15 protein-coding genes and 1 riboswitch are annotated in these 17,541 nt (G+C 70.5%); of the genes, 4 read left to right on the top strand and 11 right to left on the bottom strand.

Translation table 11 applies throughout. The annotated features are described in order from the left end of the window. The first annotated feature begins 160 nt into the window (after positions 1–160). On the top strand, positions 161–1,957 hold the full coding sequence (locus QFZ58_RS26610; RefSeq protein ID WP_307127424.1) for a long-chain fatty acid--CoA ligase: 1,797 nt from the start codon (positions 161–163) through the stop codon (positions 1,955–1,957). A 64-nt stretch (positions 1,958–2,021) separates the two neighbouring features. Here the strand turns inward: QFZ58_RS26610 and QFZ58_RS26605 are convergent, their stop codons facing one another. Further along, the gene (locus tag QFZ58_RS26605) at positions 2,022–3,164 is read right to left on the bottom strand and encodes a glycosyltransferase family 4 protein (protein ID WP_307127423.1); all 1,143 of its coding nucleotides are present in this window, start codon (positions 3,162–3,164) and stop codon (positions 2,022–2,024) included. Positions 3,165–3,241: 77 nt separating this feature from the next. Here QFZ58_RS26605 and QFZ58_RS26600 point away from each other — a divergent pair, with 77 nt between their 5' ends. Next, positions 3,242–4,510 (top strand): glycosyltransferase family 87 protein, encoded by a 1,269-nt coding sequence (locus QFZ58_RS26600; RefSeq protein WP_307127422.1) that lies wholly within the window; start codon positions 3,242–3,244, stop codon positions 4,508–4,510. Here the strand turns inward: QFZ58_RS26600 and QFZ58_RS26595 are convergent. The 4 genes from QFZ58_RS26595 to QFZ58_RS26580 form a co-directional block, all read right to left on the bottom strand. Further along, positions 4,467–5,720 carry a hypothetical protein gene (locus tag QFZ58_RS26595; protein ID WP_307127421.1) on the bottom strand — a complete coding sequence of 418 codons (1,254 nt, stop codon included), beginning with the start codon at positions 5,718–5,720 and terminating at the stop codon, positions 4,467–4,469. The genes QFZ58_RS26600 and QFZ58_RS26595 overlap by 44 nt on opposite strands. 380 nt (positions 5,721–6,100) lie before the next feature. Then, on the bottom strand, positions 6,101–7,129 hold the full coding sequence (locus QFZ58_RS26590) for an NlpC/P60 family protein (protein ID WP_307127420.1): 1,029 nt from the start codon (positions 7,127–7,129) through the stop codon (positions 6,101–6,103). Between the two features lie 294 nt (positions 7,130–7,423). Then, entirely contained in the window at positions 7,424–8,785 is a 1,362-nt protein-coding gene (locus tag QFZ58_RS26585; RefSeq protein WP_307128998.1) for an NYN domain-containing protein, read from the bottom strand. A gap of 37 nt (positions 8,786–8,822) precedes the next feature. Beyond that, entirely contained in the window at positions 8,823–9,065 is a 243-nt protein-coding gene (locus tag QFZ58_RS26580) for a hypothetical protein (protein ID WP_014156692.1), read from the bottom strand. 167 nt (positions 9,066–9,232) lie between these two features. On the opposite strand from QFZ58_RS26580, the gene QFZ58_RS26575 reads away from it, so the two are divergent. Both QFZ58_RS26575 and QFZ58_RS26570 read left to right on the top strand, forming a co-directional pair. Further along, on the top strand, positions 9,233–10,003 hold the full coding sequence (locus QFZ58_RS26575; RefSeq protein ID WP_307127419.1) for a rhomboid family intramembrane serine protease: 771 nt from the start codon (positions 9,233–9,235) through the stop codon (positions 10,001–10,003). Beyond that, the gene (locus QFZ58_RS26570; protein WP_003969641.1) at positions 10,000–10,281 is read left to right on the top strand and encodes an Lrp/AsnC family transcriptional regulator; all 282 of its coding nucleotides are present in this window, start codon (positions 10,000–10,002) and stop codon (positions 10,279–10,281) included. The genes QFZ58_RS26575 and QFZ58_RS26570 overlap by 4 nt, the downstream gene beginning before the upstream one ends. 122 nt (positions 10,282–10,403) lie before the next feature. Here the strand turns inward: QFZ58_RS26570 and QFZ58_RS26565 are convergent, their stop codons facing one another. From QFZ58_RS26565 to QFZ58_RS26540, 6 genes are all read right to left on the bottom strand, one after another. Continuing rightward, entirely contained in the window at positions 10,404–11,780 is a 1,377-nt protein-coding gene (locus QFZ58_RS26565; RefSeq protein ID WP_307127418.1) for an aminotransferase class V-fold PLP-dependent enzyme, read from the bottom strand. 173 nt (positions 11,781–11,953) lie between these two features. Further along, positions 11,954–12,071: riboswitch (SAM riboswitch) on the bottom strand. An 84-nt stretch (positions 12,072–12,155) separates the two neighbouring features. Further along, positions 12,156–13,220, bottom strand: a complete 1,065-nt coding sequence (trpD, locus tag QFZ58_RS26560; protein ID WP_307127417.1) for an anthranilate phosphoribosyltransferase — start codon at positions 13,218–13,220, stop codon at positions 12,156–12,158. A 122-nt stretch (positions 13,221–13,342) separates the two neighbouring features. Further along, positions 13,343–14,968 (bottom strand): cytochrome bc complex cytochrome b subunit, encoded by a 1,626-nt coding sequence (locus QFZ58_RS26555; RefSeq protein ID WP_307127416.1) that lies wholly within the window; start codon positions 14,966–14,968, stop codon positions 13,343–13,345. Continuing rightward, entirely contained in the window at positions 14,965–16,017 is a 1,053-nt protein-coding gene (locus QFZ58_RS26550; protein WP_307127415.1) for a ubiquinol-cytochrome c reductase iron-sulfur subunit, read from the bottom strand. Before QFZ58_RS26550 ends, QFZ58_RS26555 begins: the two co-directional genes overlap by 4 nt. Next, positions 16,014–16,823: a c-type cytochrome gene (locus tag QFZ58_RS26545; RefSeq protein ID WP_307127414.1), complete on the bottom strand. Its 810-nt coding sequence runs from the start codon at positions 16,821–16,823 to the stop codon at positions 16,014–16,016. The genes QFZ58_RS26550 and QFZ58_RS26545 overlap by 4 nt, the downstream gene beginning before the upstream one ends. 55 nt (positions 16,824–16,878) lie before the next feature. After that, positions 16,879–17,499: a heme-copper oxidase subunit III gene (locus QFZ58_RS26540; RefSeq protein WP_307127413.1), complete on the bottom strand. Its 621-nt coding sequence runs from the start codon at positions 17,497–17,499 to the stop codon at positions 16,879–16,881. Positions 17,500–17,541 lie beyond the last annotated feature (42 nt).

Here is a 17,541-nt window from a genome sequence, read left to right as displayed (position 1 = left end):
TAAGACATCTGGCCGGAACCCCCTATCGGGAACCGAGTACTCGTGGGTAACGTCCGGGCAGTCCAGTCGTGCTCACCCCACTGAGCACCTGCCAGTCTTTGGACCGATCCGGTGCGTCACACAGAGCCGTGGAACCGGAGCCCGATGAGGAGCAGCAGTCTTGCGCGAGTTCAGCCTTCCGGCCCTGTACGAGGTCCCTACGGACGGCAACCTGACGGATCTCATCCGCCGCAACGCCGCTCAGCATCCCGATGTCGCGGTGATGAGCCGCAAGGTGGCCGGCGTCTGGACGGACGTCACGGCCACACAGTTCCTGGCTGAGGTCGAAGAGGCCGCCAGAGGCTTGATCGCGGCGGGCATCCAGCCCGGCGACCGGGTCGCCCTCATGTCCCGCACCCGCTTCGAATGGGTGCTGCTGGACTTCGCCATCTGGAGCGCGGGCGCGGTCACCGTGCCCGTGTACGAGACCAGTTCCCCCGAGCAGGTCCAGTGGATACTGGGCGACTCGGGCGCGGTGGCGGTCATCGTCGAGAGCGACGGCCACGCCGGGTCCGTCGCCTCCGTACGCGATCTGCTGCCCGCCCTGCGGCACGTGTGGCAGATCGACAAGGGCGCCGTCGCCGAGCTGACGGCGTCGGGCGCGGGGGTGTCCCGCGAGACGCTGGACCTGCGCACGGTGAGCGCCAAGGCCGACGACCCTGCCACCATCGTCTACACCTCGGGCACGACCGGGCGCCCCAAGGGCTGCGTGCTGACGCACCGCAGCTTCTTCGCGGAGTGCGGCAACGTGGTGGAGCGGCTGAAGCCCCTCTTCCGTACCGGCGAGTGCTCCGTCCTGCTCTTCCTGCCCGCCGCGCACGTCTTCGGGCGTCTGGTCGAGGTCGCCTCGGTCATGGCCCCGATCAGGCTCGGCTGCGTGCCGGACATCAAGAACCTCACCGATGAGCTGGCCTCGTTCCGGCCGACGCTGATCCTGGGCGTGCCGCGGGTCTTCGAGAAGGTCTACAACTCGGCGCGCGCCAAGGCACAGGCCGACGGCAAGGGCCGGATCTTCGACCGGGCCGCCGACACGGCGATCGCGTACAGCCGTGCGCTGGGCACGCCCCAGGGGCCGTCCGTCGGTCTGAAGGTCAAGCACAAGGTCTTCGACAAGCTGGTGTTCAGCAAGCTGCGCGCGGTGCTCGGCGGCCGCGGCGAGTACGCGATCTCCGGCGGCGCGCCGCTGGGGGAGCGGCTCGGGCACTTCTTCCGCGGCATCGGCTTCACGGTGCTCGAGGGCTACGGCCTCACCGAGAGCTGCGCGGCCACGGCGTTCAACCCGTGGGACCGGCAGAAGATCGGTACGGTCGGCCAGCCGCTGCCCGGCTCCGTCGTGCGGATCGCCGACGACGGCGAGGTGCTGCTGCACGGCGAGCACCTGTTCACCGGGTACTGGGGGAACGAGACGGCGACATCCGAGGCGCTGGCCGACGGCTGGTTCCACACCGGCGACATCGGCACGCTCGACGAGGACGGCTACCTCGCGATCACCGGGCGCAAGAAGGAGATCATCGTCACGGCGGGCGGCAAGAACGTCGCCCCCGCCGTGATCGAGGACCGGATCCGCGCCCACGCCCTGGTCGCCGAGTGCATGGTGGTCGGCGACGGACGGCCGTTCGTCGGGGCCCTGGTCACCCTCGACGAGGAGTTCCTCTCCCGCTGGGCCGAGGAGAACGGCAAGCCGGCCGGCTCGACGGCGGTGTCGCTGCGCGAGGACGCCGATCTGCTGGCCGAGGTGCAGCGGGCGGTGGACGACGGCAACGCGGCGGTCTCCAAGGCGGAGTCGGTGCGCAAGTTCCGCATCCTGTCCTCGCAGTTCACCGAGGAGGCGGGCCACATCACGCCGTCGCTGAAGCTGAAGCGCAACGTCGTGGCGAAGGACTTCGCCGACGAGGTCGAGTCGATCTACCGCGGCTGAGCGCGGTACGGAGAAGGGCCCCGCACACCTGGTGTGCGGGGCCCTCCTCCGTACCGAACGCCACTCAGAGCAGCGCCTTCAGCTCCTCCGCGAGCAGGTCCCAGCGCCACTTCTCCTCGACCCAGGCCCTGCCCCGCTCCCCCATCCGGCGGCGCAGCTCCTGGTCGCCGAGCAGGGTGACGATCCGGTCGGCACACTCCTCGGCCGAACCGCCCCGCACCACCCATCCGGTCTCGCCGTCGAGGACGGCGTCCGGGGCGCCGCCCGAGTCACCCGCCACCACCGGCAGTCCGGTCGCGGACGCCTCCAGGTACACGATGCCCAGCCCCTCGACGTCGAGGCCGCCGCGCCGGGTGCGGCAGGGCATGGCGAACACGTCACCGGCGCCGTAGTGCGCGGGCAGCTCCTCCCAGGGCACCGGCCCGGTGAAGCGCACGGAGTCCTGGACACCGGTCTCGGCGGCCAGTTTCCTCAACTGCCGGGCGTACGGGCCGCCCCCGACGATCAGCAGGACGGCCTCCGGCTCCCGCGCCAGGACGGCGGGCATGGCGAGGATGAGGGTGTCCTGGCCCTTGCGCGGGACGAGGCGGGACACGCACACGACGACGGGCCGGTCCGTGAGCCCGAGCCGGGCCCTGACGCGGTCCCCGCCGGAGGCCGGGTGGAAGGTCTTCTCGTCGACCCCCGGCGGCAGTTGCACCATGCGGCCGGCGGCCCGCGTGGTGAGCGCGGGAGCGATCCTCGACCGGGTGTACTCCCCGAGGTAGGTGATCGTGTCCGTGCCCTCGCCGATGCGCCGCAGCAGCTGCCGTGACGCGGGCAGCTGCGCCCACCCCGCCTCGTGCCCGTGCGTGGTGGCCACGATGCGGCGTGCCCCGGCCCTCCGTAGCGCCGGCGCCATCAGCCCGAGCGGGGCGGCCGCGCCGAACCACACGGAGGAGCAGCCGTGCGCGCGCAGGAGGCCGACCGCCTGCCGGGTCACCCGGGGAGTGGGCAGCAGCATCGTCGTGCGGTCGCGTACGACGGTGAAGGGCTGTTCGGCGTCGAAGGCCGCGGTGGCTTCGGCACCCTCGGCGCCGCGCTTCCAGGTGGAGGCGTAGACGACGAGCCGGCCGGGGTCCAGGCGCAGTGCCATGTTGTGCAGGAAGGCCTGGATCCCGCCGGGGCGGGGCGGGAAGTCGTTCGTCACGATCAGCGTCTTGTCCATCGCCGCCGACAGTACCGGGCGGCCGGACGGCCCTGCCTGACGGCTCCCGCACAGGCGGGATGCGCATCATGTCCGGCATGAAGGTCAGGACGGGGGCGAGCGGACGGGGTCTGTCCCTCGCCGTATGGGGCATCACCCGTGCGGTGCTGCTGCTCTGCGTTTTTCGGGTCTCCCGCGCGTTCACGGTGCCGGGGCCGGATGTCACGAGCGATGTCTCGGGCATCTACCGGGGGTGGTACGAGGTGCTGCGCGCCGGGTCGTACCCGCTGGACGACGTCACGTGGCAGTACCCGCCCGCCGCCGCCCTCGCGATCCTCTCCCCCGCGTTGCTGCCCTTCCTGGAGTACGCGTCCGCCTTCTTCGTGCTCGTACTGGTGTGTGACGTGCTGACGTTCGGGCTCCTGCTCCACGCCGGCGGGCGCGCCGGCACGCGGAGGGCCGGCGCGTGGGTGTGGGTGGTGGGCGTCCCGCTCCTCGGCCCCACCGTGTACGCGCGGTACGACCTGATGGTGACGGCCGTCGCGGTGGCGGCACTGCTGGCCGGGGTACGCCGCCCACGGGTCCTGGGCGCGCTGGCGGCCTTCGGTGCGCTGCTGAAGGTGTGGCCGGTGCTGCTGCTGGCCGGGACGGCCCGCGGGCGGGCGACACGGCGTGCCTGGTCGGCCGCCGCGGTGTCGGCCGGTGCGCTGGTCCTCGCCGCCGCCGTGGCCCTGCCGGGCGCGTTCGCGTTCCTGTCGTTCCAGCGGGACCGGGGCCTGGAGGTCGAGTCGCTCGGGGCGCTGGTCTTCCATGTGGCGCGCCAGTTCGGCTGGGAGGGCCGGGTGGAGCTGCGCTACGGCTCGATGGAGTTCGCCGGACCGCACGTGGCGCTGGTGAGCACGCTGGCCCTGGCCCTGAGCGTGCTGGGCTTCGGCTGGCTGCTCCTGTGGAGGCTGCGGGCCCGCACGTTCGCGGTGCACACCCCGGCGGACGCGGCGTTCACCGCGGTGCTGCTGTTCACCGTGACTAGCCGGGTCATCAGCCCGCAGTACATGGTGTGGCTGGTCGGGCTCGGCTCGGTGTGCCTGGTGTTCCGGGGCACCGGGATGGGGGTGCCCGCGTGCCTGGTCCTGGTGGCCACCGGTGTCACCCTGCTGGAGTTCCCGCTGGGGTTCGCGCACGTGGTGGCCAGTGACGCGGAGGGGGTGGCGCTGATGGCCGTACGCAACGGTCTGCTGGCCGCGGCGGCGGTGAGCGCCGGACGGCGCCTGTGGCGGGAGACCGTGCCGAAGGCGGGCCGGGGACGCGACGAGGTGGAGCGCGTCAGCCGAGCCGGGCGCGCAGATACTCCCGCCAGCGCGCCGTGAAGTCCTGCGGAGTCGTGCCGAGGACCGTCTGCAGGGCCTTCTCCACCGCTCCGTCCCGCCCTGAATGGCTCCCGACGGCCCTGTAGAAGGCGATCAGCTCTTCCTCGCCCCAATCCCGGGCGATCAGCGCGCAGGCCAGCCAGCCGCCCTCGTACGCCCTCGCCAGCTCCGCCGAGTCCTCGCCGAAACCGAAGTCCTCGTCCACCGGCAGCGCCGCGGGCAGCTCGCCGAGCCGGACCGCCTCGGCCAGCTCGGGGGCGATCTCCTGGTCGGTGCGGCTCTCCTGGCGGTAGGCGGCCCAGTCGGCGAAGCCCTCGGACAGCCAGACCGGGGTGGCGGCGGACGTGTCGGCCCGCGTCGCCACGTGCGTCGTCTCGTGGGTGAGGACGACCCGCTGCCCGAACTCGCCGAGCATCCCGTACGCCTCCGGGTTGACGACGACCCGGTCCGCCGGCGCCCGGCCGGTGCCGCCGACCTCGCCGGTGGTGACGGCCGCTATGCCCCGGTAGCTAGCGGCGGGCGAGCCCAGGAGCCCCGCCATGTCCTGCACCGACTGCGGGACGAGCACCACCACCCGCCTCGCCCAGGGCTCCGGCCAGGCACCGGAGACGGCCGGTACGGCCCGGTCCGCGGTGGCGGCGATCCGCCGCAGCTCCTCGTCCCGGCGGCCGACAGCCAGGACGAGGCTGTGGACGCCCCGGACCACCTCCACGTCACCCTGCTGCCAGAGCAGCTCCTGGGCGTCCTCGCCGGCGCGGTCGGCGGCGATGTACCAGGACCCGTCCTCGCCCCGGCGGACCAGTTCCACCGTGCGGGAGGCGGTCATGGGGGCGTTGTCGTACCCCTTGATCCGGTAGCGCAGTTCGACGTGGGCGGTGGCCCGGCCCGCGCCGCGGCCGGTCACGTCCTTCACCTCGTACGCCCAGGACTCCAGGGGTACGTCGGCCAGGTTCCCCAGCTCCGTGCGCTGCGCCGCCCGGAACGACGCGGCCCGGGGGTCGAGCTCCGCCAGGTACGCGTCGGTGTCCTGCTCCATGACCGCGGCGGCGCGCCGGTCCAGGGCGGCGCCGATCTCCTGGGTGGTGATCCCCGCCGCGGGGTCCTCAGGGGTGGCGCAGGCGGACGTGAGGAGCAGCCCGGCGAGCACGGCACCCGCCGCGCTCCGTGTGCGGGTGCGTCCCCGTCGCGCGTCCTGCGTTCGAACAGCCATCCTGCCGATCGTACGGTCAGACGCGGGTGACCGAGGAGACGGGCAGCGGGCCGAGGGGGTCGTTGCGCACCGGAGGCACCGGGGCGCCCCGGGTACGGGGCGTGGCCGGCCGTTTCCCGCATACGGGCCGGTGTGAAGACGGCGGCGACAGGAAGCCGCCCCACTCCGCGCAGATGTGGGCGACTTCTGCCACCCGGGACGGCGGACCGGGGCCGGGAGCCGCACGGCAGCGCGGACGGTGACCGGACGCCTGCAGGAGGACGTGAGGCCGTACCGGTGGTGCGCGAGGGGCGAACAGCGGCGCCCCGCCGGAGACCTGTGGTCTCCGGCGGGGCGGCCGTCGGTGCGGGGCGCGGGGATTCGCCCGTTCGGGTCGGACGTCAGCCGATCCGCACGCCGAACTGGAAGGACCCGAGGTACTCCATCGCCTCGTAACGGACGTTCTTGCCCGGGTACGGGGCGTGCAGCACCTGGTTGTTGCCGGCGTAGATGCCGACGTGCGAGGTGTTGCTGAAGAAGACCAGGTCCCCCGGCTTCAGGGCGCTGCGGCCGACCCGCACACCGTCGTTGACCTGCGTGTAGGTCGTGCGGCTGATCTGGACGCCCGCCTGGCCGAAGGCCCACTGGGTCAGACCCGAGCAGTCGTACGAGTTGGGACCGGTGCCCCCTCGGAAGTACGGCTTGCCGATCTGCGTGGCGGCGGCCTGGAGAGCCGCGGCGCCGACGCCTGACGCGGGGGCCTCGTTGCCCAGCTCGACCCGGTCGCCGGCGGCACGGCTGGCGCGCTGGTCGTCCGCGGCCATCTTGGCGCGCTCGGCGGCGGTGAGGGTGTTCAGCAACTGGCGGGCGTCGGCCAGCTTGACCTGGTACTTCTTCTTGTTGTCGTTGAGCGTCTTGCGGACCTCGGCGAGGTCGTCGAGCTTGCCCTGCGCCTCCTTGCGCTGCTGCGCGAGCGTGCGCTGCTTCGCCTGGATCTTCTGCAGCGACTGGGCCTGCTTGGCCGTCAGCTGGTCGAGCGCGGAAGCCTGCTCGAGGAAGTCGTCCGGGTCCGAGGAGAGCAGCAGCTGGACGGACGGGTCGAGGCCACCGGAGCGGTACTGCGCGGTGGCGAGCGAACCCAGTTCGCCACGCAGGGTGTTGAGCTCCTCCTGCCCGCGGGCGACCTTGTCCTGCAGCGCGTCGACCTGCTTCTTGAGCTTGTCCTGCTGCTCCTTGGCGCCGTTGGCCTTCTCGTTGACGACCTCGGCCTCGTGGTAGAGCTTGTCGACCTTCGCCTTGACCTCGCTCTTGGTCGGCTTGGGGTCGGCGTGAGCGGCCTGGGAAGTCAGGGCCACGGCAGCAGCGGCGGTCGCGGTGAGCACGGTCACGCGGGTGCGGCTCGGCTGCTTGGGACGACGGTGGGACGCCACGAAGGCGAGCTCCTTCTTCCTCGAGCCGCCTACCGGGCTGTGGGGGGAGGGGGATCCCCGGCTCCGTGCACGTCACGGACTCGGCGGTTCCTTCGCTGTCACCCCGGGTGGGCAATCAACCGTGCGAAGGTTCGAGGCCTGACCCTAGTGACCATCTTGTGATCAGTTCAAATCCTCACAGGAAAAATCTCGTCACACCAGGCACATCTTTACTTTCATCACACGGCGTGTAGCCGGGATTTGACGGTACGTTCCCTGGAGTCCGGCAAGCCGCCCATTGCCATACATCTCGCACTAGACGCGCGAAAGGCGCTTGAGGAGCAAGGCGGACGCGACCGGTCTGGCACCGGCCTTCGCCACACCGTCGGCCACTTCGCGGTCGGTCGACACCACCACGACGGGCCTGCCCACCGGTTCCGCACGCGCCAGTTGCCTGATCAGCTCGTCCGCGGTGACCCCCGCCTTGCTGAACAGGACCCGCACCCCGCGTGGCGGGGCGAGCAGGACCGGGGCCGCGAGCTCGGCACCGTCGAACACGCAGGTCATCTCGGCCCCCGTCTGCGCCGCGAGGACGGAGAGCCCGCCCAGGAGACGCAACCGCTGCTTCTCCAGGGGCATCTGCGGATAGCCGGTCTTGGTGACGTTGTAGCCGTCGACGATCAGGTGGGCCTGCGGCAGGGCGAGCAACTGGTCGAGCAGGGCCGGATCGGTCTCCGAAAGGGCCCTGGCCGCGATGTCCTTCGGTGACATCCGGCCGGGCTCGACGGCCTCGACGCCGTCGGCCGGGCGGATCGAGGAGGGCGGCAGGGCCAGCTCACGACGGAGCCCCTGGGCCGCGTCGAGCACGGTGTCCAGGAGCAGCCGGAGCCGCATGTCCTCGACGGAGCGCCCCTCCCTGGCCGCCCTGCGGCTCGCCTCCACCGAGGCCTCCGCCTCGGCCAGGCGCGCCTTGAGGCGCCGGGACTCGCTCTCCGCGGCGGAGACCTGGGCGGCGGCCTCGGCGCGCACGGCGTCGGCCTCCGCCGCGCCCTTGCGCAGCGCGGCCTCGCCGCGCTTGACCTCGCTGAGCGCACTGCGCAGTTTGCGCTGCAGGGATTCGGCCTCCTTGCGGGAGGCGTCGAGCTCCGCGCGCAGCCGTTCGGTCTCGCTCCTGGTCTGGGCACGGGCCCGGTCGAGCTCCTCGCGCAGCCTCTCCAGCTCGCGCCGCGTCTCCTCGTCCACCCGCTCGGCGTCGGCCCGCTGGGCCTCCTCGCCGGCGGCGGTCACCAGCTTGACCCAGCCGGGCGGCCGGAGCACGTAGGCGGCCGCGGCCACGTCGACGGGGTCGGCCGCGGCGGGCGGCGCGCCGGTCTCCAGGGGTCCGGCCAGCTCAGGCTGGCTCCGGCCGATCCGCTCGCCGATGCGCCGGCGGAACACCGGATCGCTCTCCAGCGCGGCCGCCATCGCGTTACCCGCGAACTTGACCCGCCTGCTCGGGGTGAACCGGGCGTACTGCCGCAGCTGCGGTGGGAGTTCGGCGATTGTCAGGCCGCCGAAGGCTTCGGAGACCAGGGCCACGACCCTGCGGCGTACGCCCTCGGGCAGCGGACGGTCGAGCGACTCCACGACGCCGTCGGCCGCATCGGCCGGTTCGGCGCCGCCTGTCGGCTGCTCCACCATCCATCACCCCAACATGTCTGTGCGCACGGCCCCGTCAGGAGTCGGCACCCGGCCTGTCGACCAGCTCGATCTGGTCGACCGCGTTGCACCAGCGGCAGCGCACCGACTCGATGGTCTCACTGACCACCTCGCGCTCCTCGACACTCGACTCCCCGGCCAGGTCGAGATGCACGTACTCCACGACCTTGGAGGAGCGCGTCACATCGAAACGGGTGAGATTGCCGCAGAGCGTGCAGCGCCAGCGGGTCCCGTCCGTCGGCTGGGGAACCGTCGTCATCGTTGCGTCCTCTTTCGTCGTTCGTCGAGTCTCGTGCGTACCAGGCTTCGATCTCGCGGTGCGTCGTCGAACTGCGATGTTCTGCGGCAACCCTACGGCCTTGTGGATTCCCCTCAATACGGCGAGGCGGTCCGTCCTGTTCTCCCCCGGTACGTCATGCTCTGTACGTGACCGAATGGCGGCATGTCGACTGGCGGAAGCGGGCCGGAGATGTCGCGGCGGCTGCCGCGGCGGGCAGCGGACCGGTCACGTACGGGCTCATCGCCCTGTGCAGCGCCGTCTTCCTGGTCAGCCCGCTCTCCGGGTTCGGTCTTTCCCGCGGCGGCGGCACGGACGCCTTGCTGGCCGCCCAGGCCGGGTACTTCGAACGGTGGGGCGTGATCCCCAGTGAGTTGCGGACCGGCTCCGCACACGCGCTGCTCACCCCGCTGACCGCGCTCTTCGTCCACGGCAGCTGGCTGCACCTGCTGGGCAACATGCTCTTCCTGTACGTGTTCGGCGCGATGGCCGAGGAACGCATGGGCCGTGTCGAATTCGCCTTCTTCTACGTCTGCTGCGGCTACTTCGCCCTGGTGGTCTACGCCGTCGCGCACTCCGGCTCGGACCAGACCCTGGTGGGCGCGTCGGGCGCGATCTCGGCGGTACTGGGCGCGTTCCTGTACCTCTTCCCCCGCGCCCGGGTCACCAGCCTCTTCCCGTTCCTGTTCTTCCTGCCGCTGCGCTTCCCCGCCTGGGTCGTGCTCGTCTTCTGGTTCGTACTGCAGTGGCTGGCCGCCCGGAGCGCGGGGAGCGGCCCGGGCGTGGCCTACCTCGCCCACGTGGCGGGGTTCGCCGCCGGGTTCCTCTACGCCTGGGGACGCTACCGGGGTGGGGCCCCGGTGGGAGGCTCTAGAGTGAAGTCTCCAGCCACGGCCACCGAGGGAGAAAGCCAGCCGTGATCACCGCGATCGTGCTCATCAAAACCAGCGTGGACCGGATTCCCGAGATCGCCGAGGCCATCGCCGCGCTGGACAGCGTCAGCGAGGTCTTCTCGGTCACCGGCACGTACGACCTGATCGCCATGGTCCGGGTGGCCAGGCACGACGACCTGGCCGACGTCATCCCCGGCCGCATCAGCAAGATCCCCGGCGTCGAGGGCACCGACACCCATGTCGCCTTCCGTACGTACTCGCAGCACGACCTCGAGGCGGCCTTCGCCATCGGTCTCGACGCCTGAGGCATCGGCTCGGCTCCTGAGGCGTCGACTCGGCTCCTGAGGCCCCGGGGCGGACGGCGTGCGGCTCCGGCCGGGCACGGGGCACCGCCTCACGTGCCCGGCCGGAGCCGCATCCGCTCCGGTCAGACCTGGGCCGCGCCCCGGTCCGGGACACAGCGGCCGTCCTCGGTGCGGTAGGTCCAGCGGGCGCCCGTGCGCACGAGCTCACGGACGGCCCCCAGGAAACGCTCGATGTGCTCGTCCGGGGTACCGGCCCCGAAGCTCACCCGGATGGCGTTGAGGGACCTCTCCCCCGGCTCGGCGTCCGGCGCGCCGCACTCGCCCGGGTCCTGCGCCTCGCCGCCCAGCAGGGTACGGACGAGCGGGTGCGCGCAGAACAGGCCGTCCCGCACCCCGATGCCGTACTCCGCGGAGAGCGCGGCGGCGAAGTGCGAGCTGTTCCAGCCCTCGACGACGAAGGAGATCACACCGACCCTGGGGGCCTCGTCGCCGAACAGCGAGAGCACCCGCACCTCGGGAACCTCGGCCAGGCCCTCGAGGACACGGGCCACCAGGTGCTGCTCACGCTCGACCAGCCGGTCGAACCCGGCCTCCGTCAGGGCCTTGCAGGCCGCGGCGATCGAGTAGACGCCGATGACGTTGGGCGATCCCGCCTCGTGCCGCGCCGCGGTGGTGTGCCACTCCACGTCCACCCCGCCGTCGGTGCGCCGGGCGACCTTGCGGGAGGCTCCGCCGCCCGCGAGGTACGGCTCCGCGTCCCGCAGCCAGTCGGCCCGCCCCGCGAGCACGCCCGAGCCGAACGGCGCGTACAGCTTGTGTCCGGAGAAGGCGACCCAGTCGACGTCCAGTTCGGTGATGTCCACCGGGTGGTGGGGCGCCAGCTGCGCCGCGTCGAGCACGATCCGTGCGCCGTGGGCGTGGGCGGCGGCAGCCAGCTCCTCCACCGGCCACAGCTCGCCGGTGACGTTGGATGCGCCCGTCACACAGACCAGTGCGGGCCCGTAGGGGGCGCGGCCCGCCAGCGCACGCTCCAGCGTCGCGACGGCCTGGGCCGGGGTGCGCGGGGCGTCGAGGTAGGTCACCCGGGCGTCCCGCCAGGGCAGCAGGGAGGCGTGGTGCTCGGTCTCGAACACGAACACCTGGCAGTCGGCGGGCAGTACGGCGGCCAGCAGGTTGAGGGAGTCGGTGGTGGACCGGGTGAAGACCACCTGGTCGTCCGCCCGGCAGCCGAGGAACTCCGCGACGGAGGCCCGGCTGCTCTCGAAGAGGTCGGTGGAGAGCTGGGAGAGGTAGCCGGCACCACGGTGCACGCTGCCGTAGTACGGGGCGTAGGCCGCCACGTCGTCCCACACCCGCTGGAGCGCCGGTGCGCTCGCCGCGTAGTCCAGGGCGGCATAGGTGACGTCCCCGCCCGTCACGAGCGGAACGGTGACATCCGCACCCAGAACCGGCAGCGGGGCACAAATGGACTGGTCGACGGCAGCGGTGGAGACAGACATGGCGAACTCCCGTAAAGGCAGGCGACATCCTCGCGCCGGCGGGTACGCGGCAGCACGGGGAAGGAAGGAAAAGGGGTGTGCGGAGGAGGGCGTCGCGCCCTATCGCATTCGCTTGCTCACAAGAGGCTCCCTGGGACCAGGACCCCAAGGGGTGGCGTCAAAGGACGCCGAGGGGCCCGCGCTTGCCGCAGACCTCGCTGCCTACGGCCCGGTCTTCACCCGGGGCACCCCGCCACGGACGGAGGGTTGCCGGACAGCGGGCCGGGGCCGTAGTCGCTGTCACTCATGACCTGCGCAGCATCTTGCCATACCTGCCCGCATGCGCAAGGGCGCAGTCCGCGATCCGGACTGCGCCCCGCCTCACACGGTGCCGCTTCAGGCGTGGCTCGCCGTCACCCATCGCTCCAGCGCACGCTTGGCCGCGCCGGAGTCGATCGACTCGGCGGCCCGCGCGATCCCCGCGGCGAGCTGTTCGACGAGCGTCCCCTCACCCTGGTCCAGCGCGACGAGCGCGGCGGCCGAGTTGAGCAGCACGGCGTCGCGCACCGGCCCTCTCTCCCCGTCCAGCAGCCGCCGGGCGACGTCTGCGTTGTACGAGGCGTCCGCGCCGCGCAGCGCCTCCACGGGCACCAGTTCGAGGCCGACGTCGCGCGGGTCGAACGGCTCCTCGCGGACGGTGCCGTCCCGCACGATCCAGACCCGCGAGGTCGCCGTCGTCGTCAGCTCGTCCAGGCCGTCGTCGCCGCGGAAGACGAGCGCGGAGTTCCCCCGCTCGGCGAGTACACCGGCGACGATGGGCGCCATCCTCGCGTCGGCGACCCCGATGGCCTGGGAGCGCACCTGGGCGGGATTGGTGAGCGGGCCCAGGATGTTGAAGGTGGTCTGCGTGCCCAGCTCCTTGCGGGCCCGCGCCGCGTGGCGCAGGGCGGGGTGGAACTTCACGGCGAAGCAGAAGGTGATGCCCGCTTCCTCGGCGACCTCGACGACGCGCTGCGGGGTGAGTTCGAGGTTGACGCCGAGCTTCTCCAGGACGTCGGAGGCACCGCTGGCCGAGGACGAGGCGCGGTTGCCGTGCTTGACGACCTTGGCGCCGGTCCCGGCGACGACGATCGCCGACATGGTGGAGATGTTCACCGTCTTGGCCATGTCGCCGCCCGTACCCACGATGTCGACGGTGCGGCCGGGCACGTGGACGGTGTGGGCGTGCTCGTACATCGCGCGCACGAGGCCGGTGACCTCCTGGACGGTCTCCCCCTTGGCGCGCAGCGCGACCGCGAAGCCGGCGATCTGTACGTCGGTGGCCTCGCCGCTCATGATGCGGTCCATGGCCCACGCGGTGTCCTCGGTGGTCAGGTCCTCGCCGCGCAGGAGGGGGGTCAGCACGCCGGGCCAGGTACGGGCCGCCACGCTGTCGCCGCCGTCCGGGGTCACAACGTTCATGGTCCGCTCCTGGGTCCACAGCCGATAGGGATGATGCCTCCACCCTATCCAGCCCCCGGGACGGCGAAGAGCCCCGTCCATCGGATGGACGGGGCTCCCGCTGTGGCGTTCAGCTGGGTCGATCAGTGGTGGCCGTGGCCGCTGGTGATCTCCTTGTACTCCTCGGCGGTGGGCTTGGCGATCTGGTTGCCCTCGCCGTAGTAGCTCCTGCTGAGCCTGGCCCGCAGCTTCTGCAGGGCCGACGGCTTGCGCTCGACGCCGTTCGCGTCGACCGTCGGGCCGAGTTCGAGCGGCTTGTACTGCTCGTGCGCCGTGAGCGTGTGCAGCTGCCCCGGGCTGAGCGGCTCGTGGATCTCCACGAACTCACCGTGCGGCAGGCGCTTGATGGTGCCGGACTCGCGCCCGTGCAGCACCTTCTCCTTGTCCCGGCGCTGGAGGCCGAGGCAGATCCGCCGGGTGGCGATGAACGCCAGGACCGGGCCGACGAAGAAGGCGATCCGGACGAACCAGCTGATCGCGTTGAGCGACAGGCTGAAGTGGGTCGCCCAGATGTCGTTGCCGCCGCCGATCAGCATGACGAAGTAGATCGTCACCCAGGCGACACCGAGCGCCGTACGCGTCGGGGCGTTGCGCGGCTTGTCCAGGATGTGGTGCTCGCGCTTGTCCCCGGTGATCCAGGACTCGATGAACGGGTAGAGCGCCAGCGCGGCGAGGATCACGCCGAACAGGACCAGCGGGATGAGTACGCCCAGGACCAGCGTGTGGCCCCAGAGGTTGATCTCCCAGCCGGGCATGACCCGGACGAAGCCTTCGGCGAATCCCATGTACCAGTCCGGCTGGGCGCCCGTGGACACCTGGTCGGGACGGTAGGGGCCGAGCGCCCAGATCGGGTTGATCGAGGCGATGGCCGCGATGATCGAGATGAAACCGAAGACCAGGAAGAAGAACCCGCCGGCCTTGGCCATGTACACCGGCAGCAGGGGCATGCCGACGACGTTCTTGTTCGTCTTGCCCGGTCCGGCGAACTGCGTGTGCTTGTGGAAGAAGACCAGGATGAGGTGGCCGACCACGAGCCCGAGCATGATGCCCGGCAGCAGCAGGATGTGGATCGAGTAGAACCTCGCGATGATGTCGGTCCCGGGGAACTCCCCGCCGAACAGGAACATCGAGATGTACGTACCGACGATCGGCATCGACAGGATGGCGCCCTGGGTGAAGCGCACACCCGTACCGGAGAGCAGGTCGTCCGGGAGGGAGTAGCCGGTGAACCCGGTGAACATGCCGAGGACGAACAGCAGGAAGCCGAACAGCCAGTTGATCTCACGCGGCTTGCGGTACGCGCCGGTGAAGAACACCCGGAACATGTGCACGAACATGCCGGCGAGGAAGATCACCGCTGCCCAGTGGTGGATCTGCCGGACCAGCAGACCACCGCGGACGTCGAAGCTGATGTCCAGCGTCGAGGCGTAGGCCTCGGACATCCGGATGCCCTGCATCGGCTCGTACGAGCCGTGGTACACGACCTCGTTCATGCTGGGGTGGAAGAACAGCGTCAGATACACACCCGTGAGGATGATGATGATGAAGCTGTAGAGGCAGATCTCACCCAGCATGAAGGACCAGTGGTCCGGGAAGATCTTGCGCATGTTGGACTTGGCCAGGCCGTAGATGCCCAGTCGGCCGTCCGCCCAGTCGGCCACCCGCTCACCGGCGGGTGCCTTGCGCTTCGTGTCTGTCACAGTACTCATCCGCGCTCCCAGAAGGCAGGACCGACGGGCTCTGCGAAGTCGCCGAGCGCCTCGAGGTTGCCCTCGCTGTTCACACCGATCCGCAGCTGCGGAAGGGGGTGACCGGCCGGGCCGAAGATGACGCGGGCGCCGTCGGAGAGGTCGAAGGTGGACTGGTGGCACGGGCAGAGGACGTGGTGTGTCTGCTGCTCGTAGAGGCTGATGGGACAGCCGACGTGGGTGCAGATCTTGGAGAAGGCCACGATTCCCTCGTGGGCCCACTCACGCTGCCGCTTGTTCTTGATGTCGTCCGGCTCGATGCGGACGATCATCAGAGCGGCCTTGGCGATCTGCGTCTGGAAGTCGTGCGCGTCCTCCTCCAGGCCCTCGGGCATGGCGAAGGTCAGCGAACCGACGACGACGTCCTCGGGACGCAGCGGCTCCATGGTGTTCATGTTGACGAGCTGCTTGCCCTTGGCCCACATGGTCTTGCGGAGCTTCTTCTCCGGCAGCGGACCGAGGTCGCGCAGCAGCACCACACCGGAGAGCGGCACCAGGGCCAGCGCGCCGAACATGGTGTTGCGGATCAGCTTGCGCCGTCCGATCGCGGACTCCCGGGCACCGTCCGCGAAGTCCGCGAGGACCTTCGCCTTGACCTCCGGCGTCGCCTCGATGGCGTGCCGGTCGTCGGCGACCTCCACGTCGGACATCAGGGTGCGCGCCCAGTGGACGGCGCCCGCGCCGATGAGGAACAGCGCCAGCCCCAGGGTCAGACCCAGCGAGAAGTTGAGCGCGCTGATGTGGCCGAACGGCCAGATGTAGACGATCCTGTCGACCGGGAAGATGACGTAGGAGGCGATGAAGCCGACCGTCGCCAGCATGGACAGCGTGAACATGAGGGCGACGGCGCGCTCGGAGCGCTTGGCAGCCCGTTCGTCGATGTCCTGGATGCGCGGCCTGTGGGCCGGCAGCCCCGGGTCGGCGAACGGATCGTCCGCGACCGCTACCGCGCCGTGCGCGGTGTCCTGCTCTGCGGGCAGGCCCTCTTCTGAAATCTCTTGGCTACTCATGACTTCTTGGCCTTAGCGGTGTGGGCCGCGACCCAGACGGCGACGGCGATCAGTCCGCCCAGCCCGAAGATCCAGCCGAAGAGACCCTCGCTGACGGGACCGAGGCCACCGAGCGAGAGCCCGCCGGGGCTCACGGAGTCGTCACCGTTCACGGTCTTGATGTACGCGATGATGTCTTTCTTCTCCTGCTCCGGCATGGTGCTGTCCGGGAAGGAGGGCATGCTCTGCGGGCCGGTCTGCATGGCCTCGTAGATGTGCTTCGTGCTCACGCCGTCGAGGTCGGGGGCGTACTTGCCGTGGGTCAGCGCGCCGCCCTCGCCGGTGAAGTTGTGGCACTGCGCGCAGTTGGTGCGGAACAGGTCACCGCCCTTGGCGACGTCCGCTCCCGCGGGGTCGACCTGGCTCTCGGTCGGCGTGATCGGACCGGCGCCGAGCGACGAGACGTACGCCGCGAGCTGGTCGATCTCGGCCTGGGAGTAGATGACCTTCTTCTTCGGCACCTGGGCGCCCGGCTGCTGAGCCGGCATACGTCCGGTTCCGACCTGGAAGTCGACGGCGGCGGAGCCGACGCCTACGAGGGACGGCCCGTCGGTGGTGCCCTGACCGCCGGATCCGTGGCAGCTGGCGCAGCCCACGGAGTAGAGCTTCTTGCCCTCGTCGATGGCGAGGGACTGGGCGGTTTCGTCGGCCTGCGCCTTACCCGCAGGTGCGAACGCGGCGTACAGCCCCCCGGTAGCCGCCAGCGCGAGGAGTAGTACGACGACCGCCGCCAGCGGATGGCGTCGTCGTGCGGAGAGCTTTTTCACGGATTACCCCGGTGTCAGGATCTTCTGCGTCGATGGTGGGCGGGTGCGAACCCGGTTACTTGATCATGTAGATCGTGGCGAACAGACCGATCCAGACGACATCGACGAAGTGCCAGTAGTAGGACACGACGATGGCCGCTGTGGCCTGTTCGTGGGTGAATCTCGAGGCCGCGTATGTCCTGCCCAGGACGAGCAGGAAGGCGATGAGGCCGCCTGTCACATGCAGACCGTGGAAGCCGGTCGTCAGGTAGAACACCGAGCCGTACGGGTCGGAGGACAGGGAGAGACCCGCCTCCTTGACCAGCTCGGTGTACTCGAGGACCTGGCCTCCGATGAAGATCGCACCCATCACGAACGTGATCATGAACCAGGTGCGGAGCTTCTTCACATCGCCCCGCTCCGCGGCGAAGACGCCGAGCTGGCAGGTGAGAGAGGAAAGCACCAGGATCGTGGTGTTCGTCGCCGAGAACGGGAAGTTCAGATGGTGGGCCATCTCCTTCCAGTGATCGGGTCCCATCACCGATCGCAGGGTGAAGTACATCGCGAAGAGGGCCGCGAAGAACATCAGCTCGGAACTCAACCAGATGATGGTTCCGACGCTGGTGAGGTTCGGTCGATTGACCGACGGGTGCGCGTGCCCGGTTTCTACTGTCGTTGCTGTCGCCACGACCGACATTATGTCGGTCGCTTATCCCGCCCTCACTCCGGGGGGTGCCGT

The sequence above is a fragment of the Streptomyces sp. B1I3 genome, from assembly GCF_030816615.1.
Taxonomy (GTDB): Bacteria; Actinomycetota; Actinomycetes; order Streptomycetales; family Streptomycetaceae; genus Streptomyces.
This window is presented reverse-complemented; position numbering and strand designations above follow the sequence as displayed.

Excerpts from the sequence above, each read along its gene's own strand:
- QFZ58_RS26605 (WP_307127423.1), bottom strand. The coding sequence starts at position 3,164 with ATGGACAAGACGCTGATCGTGACGAACGACTTCCCGCCCCGCCCCGGC.
- QFZ58_RS26600 (WP_307127422.1), top strand. The coding sequence starts at position 3,242 with ATGAAGGTCAGGACGGGGGCGAGCGGACGGGGTCTGTCCCTCGCCGTA.
- QFZ58_RS26595 (WP_307127421.1), bottom strand. The coding sequence starts at position 5,720 with ATGGCTGTTCGAACGCAGGACGCGCGACGGGGACGCACCCGCACACGG.
- QFZ58_RS26580 (WP_014156692.1), bottom strand. The coding sequence starts at position 9,065 with ATGACGACGGTTCCCCAGCCGACGGACGGGACCCGCTGGCGCTGCACG.
- QFZ58_RS26565 (WP_307127418.1), bottom strand. The coding sequence starts at position 11,780 with ATGTCTGTCTCCACCGCTGCCGTCGACCAGTCCATTTGTGCCCCGCTG.
- trpD (WP_307127417.1), bottom strand. The coding sequence starts at position 13,220 with ATGAACGTTGTGACCCCGGACGGCGGCGACAGCGTGGCGGCCCGTACC.
- QFZ58_RS26555 (WP_307127416.1), bottom strand. The coding sequence starts at position 14,968 with ATGAGTACTGTGACAGACACGAAGCGCAAGGCACCCGCCGGTGAGCGG.
- QFZ58_RS26550 (WP_307127415.1), bottom strand. The coding sequence starts at position 16,017 with ATGAGTAGCCAAGAGATTTCAGAAGAGGGCCTGCCCGCAGAGCAGGAC.
- QFZ58_RS26540 (WP_307127413.1), bottom strand. The coding sequence starts at position 17,499 with ATGTCGGTCGTGGCGACAGCAACGACAGTAGAAACCGGGCACGCGCAC.